The organism is Sphingobium scionense (assembly GCF_014197035.1).
GTDB classification, from domain to species: Bacteria; Pseudomonadota; Alphaproteobacteria; order Sphingomonadales; family Sphingomonadaceae; genus Sphingobium; species Sphingobium scionense.
Map to the genome: position 1 here is coordinate 1 of NZ_JACIEU010000076.1, position 3,567 is coordinate 3,567.

Here is a 3,567-nt window from a genome sequence, read left to right on the forward strand (position 1 = left end):
ATGCTTGAACTCTTCTGTATGCTTGATCATCTCGTCGGTCTCCTGTTGCGAGCTCTAATCGCTCAGGTGACCGGCGCAAATCCGTTACAAGTCCAGATCGTCTCGAATACCTCCCGATAGACAACCAGGAATGCGAGCCCGAACAGCTAGCGTTCCATGCCTCTGTCACGGTCGCGCCACCGCTCGCGCTTCCATTCGCGCTCGCGTTCCTTCTCCTCGCGCTCTCTGCGTTCGCGCTCTTCCCGCTCTCTCTGAGCCTTCTCGGCCATGTCGCGGGCGAGCGTCTTGGTCATCGCCTCGGCCATGGTCTTCCCTAGCTGGGCGACCTTCTGGCTGGCGTTCTTGAGCCATTCCTGCCCGCGCTCGATGTAGGCGGTCAGGCCGCGGCGTTCCTCGACGGCCTGCCGCTGCTTCCCCGCTTCTGTGACCGGCTCGTAAGGCTCGCCGGTGCGCTCGGCTTTCGCCTTCGCCTGCCGCTCGATCTGGTATTGCTCCCGCGTCAGTTCCGGCACCGGCTCCTGCCCGCGTTCCTTCATCGACCGATGATCGACGCGCTCGGTGATGCCTGCCCGCTCAAGCGCTCGATTCTGCAACTCGGCCCACCGCTCGCGCCAGCGATCGACCTCACCGCTCTGCCGCTGGTCCAGTTCGCGGGTCTTCTCCCCTAGCCCCTCGGGGCCAAGGCGGCGCGTGGTTGTCAGCAGGTGCGCGTGATGGTTCCGCTGGTCGCCTTCGCGGCCCGGGGCGTGGATCGCCACATCGACCGCGACCCCATGCCGTTCGCTGATCTCGCGGGCGAACGCCATGGCGAGCTCGCGGCGCTCTTGTGCCGGCAGCTCGGCAGGCAGCGCGATCTCGTATTCGCGGGCCACGGTCGAGTTCTTCCGCGTCTCGGCCTGCTCGGCTGCGTTCCAGAGGGCCGCCCGGTCGGCGGCCCACTCTGGCGCGCCGTTCGGCAGGACGATTTCGCGGTGCTCGACCCCGCTCTTGCGGCTGTAATCGTGGACGAGGCCGGTCCGCTCGTCCGCGATTTCGACAGCCGCACGGTAAGCCGCCGCCGCGGTCGCGCTGCGACCGGCGGACCGGCTGACCGTCTTCACGGAGAGGTGATAGCTTGCCAGCGTGCGTCTCCGTCACTTGCCATGCGGCAGCATGGCGCAGGCGATAGCCTGCTGGGGTTGAGGGGTATCCCCTCACCCACGCAAACGCAAGTTTGCATAAGTGGGCACTTCCCTCACTTTCGTTCGGTCCACTTCCCTCACTTTCGTTCGGTCGTGTTTGGCGCTAGGCTCCCTCCAAAAGCGAAGGACTGCCATGCCCGCCCCATCACCTGACAGCATCGAAAAAGCCCGCAAGAAAGTCGCGCAGGCCAAGGCACGATTGCAGGCTCTCGAAGCCCGAGCCTCTACCGAACGCCGCAAGCTCGAAGCCCGCCGCAAGATCATCCTCGGCGCGCTCGTCCTCGATGCCGCCAGATCCGGCAACTGGCCCGCCAGCTTCGATGACCTGTTCGCCCGCATCTCGCGTGACGTAGATCGCAAAGCCTTCGAGGGGTGGAGCCTGACCGATGACTGACTTCGATCCCGCCGAGTTCGATGATCCGCCCTCGGTCGATCCCGGCCAAGATTACCGCCTGCTGCTCGATGCCATGCGCCGCGCTGGGGCCGATGGGGTCAAAGCCGAGATGGCCAGCGTCCAGAACACTATCGCCGCCCTGGCGAATGCCTCTGACCTGCTCCACCAACGCGCCCGCGCCGCCTATGACCAGTCGGTGCGCCTCGAACAGATCGGAGAGCGCAAGCTCCTCATGGTCTGGCTCGCTGCTGCCTCCTTCGTCCTCGTCGGCAGCTTCGGCTACTGGTTCGCCAAGTCTCCCAAGGTCGAACGCGAGCTTTATGGCTGCACGGCGGCATGGGATCAGAAAACTCAGACCTGCAAAGGCGAGTGGGTCCGTCTTCAAGCCTCCTAGGGCCGCTCTGGGCGCTTCTGGTGGCCGTCAGGCCACGCCGAGCCTGATTGGGTGCTCTGAGCCATCCTGAGGCGTTCTGGTGGCTCTGAGGCGCTTCCTCGCCCCTCTCACCCCCCCCGCCAAGCCAATAGCTCTCCCTCGCGGCTCTGAATGACGCTGAAGGGATGAACCGACCTCGAACCCGCGACCCTCAGGCGTGTCCATTTTTGCCCTCAGGCGTGTCCATTTTTGGCCCTCTTCCCCCCCTCAAAATCACCAAAAAGCGCGCAGCGCCCTTCTTGTTCATATAGTTCTTATAGTTCAGGCGAAAAACGGCCTGCAATCTCAATGGCTTGCAGCGCTATCGGCAACATATGGGGACTGAAAAGTAACAAATGGGGACTGAAAGGCAACATATGGGGGCTTATCTGCTCATTGACAGGCAACATTTAATTGCCCGACCATGTCGCCATGAGCAAAACCACGCAAGTTGCGGCTGACCGCGCCTTTGACGAGACCAAGACGGTCCTGCCCGCAGAGGTGGCGCGGGGGGTCTACATCGAGAACCCGCCGGGAGCCGAAGCCCTCAAGCTGATGCACCTGCTGATCGGGAAGGCAGGCGGGCGCATGGCCGAGGATGTGCGCCACGAATTGCGCTTGGCCGACATCAAGAAAATCGACGGGATGCGGAACCACACCCGCGCCACCCTCCGCAGGCTCTTCATCGAACTGGCGGGAGCCGTGATCGTCTTCGACGACACCGAGGCGCAATGCGAAATCATCGGCGGGTTTCTGGATCGCGCCAAGCTGGATTACCGCCATGAGGTTAGCGGCGACCTGCTGGTGGCTTGGTGGTTCGGCGGCGCCTTCCGCGAGATGGCGGAGAAGTCATGCCATTGGGCAATCCTCGACCGTCAGACGGTCTTTGCCCTCTCCTCGAAATATTCGATCTTGCTGTTCCAGCATGTTGCCAGCCTCGTGAACCTCGAGCACGTCGCCAGCAAGACCTTCACCGTGGCCGAACTGCGGGCGCTGCTGGGGGTGCAGGATGGAAAGCTGGGTCGGTTCTCAAACCTGAACCAGCGCGTTCTCCAGCCAGCGATTGCCGAGATCAACCAGACCTCGCGCCTGACGCTGACCGCGACGCCTCGCAAGATCGGCCGTACTGTGGCCAGCGTCACGATTGCTTGGACGGAGAAGCCCATGGAAGGCAAGCAACAGGCCCGCCGCGAACTCGACCGCCCGAAGGTCGGTCGCAAGGCGCGGCGCGACGGGACAGCGGACGCGCCGCCCCTCGCTTTCCCCGCATCAGGTTCGATCAAATACGCGCCCGGCCCATGGGCGGACGTTCCCAACCCATCGGGCCGCGACCGCGATCTGATGGCCGACGATTTCAGGGCGTGGTGCAAGTCCAAGGGCATCCCCCTAGACGCGCCAACCATTCTCCAGACTTGGACCGGCTTCGTCGGTCGCGCCAAGCTCTGAGCGCCGCCAGGGCGATAGCCCTAGCGGCTAGCTGTAGGCGGCTGTCCGTCGTCAGAACATTCGGCACAACTCGCGGCGTAGATTAGCGGAGTGCGGACCTCGTCAGGGGGTTGATCTTAGGCGGCGAACTTGCG

General features: G+C 63.7%; 4 protein-coding genes. 3 read left to right on the forward strand and 1 reads right to left on the reverse strand.

Annotation, left to right across the window (positions count from 1 at the left end; all coding sequences use genetic code 11):
* Nucleotides 1-146: 146 nt before the first annotated feature.
* The gene (gene mobQ / locus GGQ90_RS28700; RefSeq protein ID WP_004213420.1) at nucleotides 147-1,100 is read right to left on the reverse strand and encodes a MobQ family relaxase; all 954 of its coding nucleotides are present in this window, start codon (nucleotides 1,098-1,100) and stop codon (nucleotides 147-149) included.
* A gap of 214 nt (nucleotides 1,101-1,314) precedes the next feature.
* Between mobQ and GGQ90_RS28705 the strand changes: the two genes are divergently transcribed.
* From GGQ90_RS28705 to GGQ90_RS28715, 3 genes are all read left to right on the forward strand, one after another.
* A complete protein-coding gene (locus tag GGQ90_RS28705) occupies nucleotides 1,315-1,575 on the forward strand; it encodes a hypothetical protein (protein ID WP_004213421.1) in 261 nt (86 codons plus the stop codon).
* Nucleotides 1,568-1,969, forward strand: a complete 402-nt coding sequence (locus tag GGQ90_RS28710; RefSeq protein ID WP_004213423.1) for a hypothetical protein — start codon at nucleotides 1,568-1,570, stop codon at nucleotides 1,967-1,969. Before GGQ90_RS28705 ends, GGQ90_RS28710 begins: the two co-directional genes overlap by 8 nt.
* Nucleotides 1,970-2,419: 450 nt before the next feature.
* Complete coding sequence (locus GGQ90_RS28715; protein WP_004213426.1) at nucleotides 2,420-3,433, forward strand: replication initiation protein; 1,014 nt, start codon at nucleotides 2,420-2,422, stop codon at nucleotides 3,431-3,433.
* The last annotated feature ends 134 nt before the right edge of the window (nucleotides 3,434-3,567 follow it).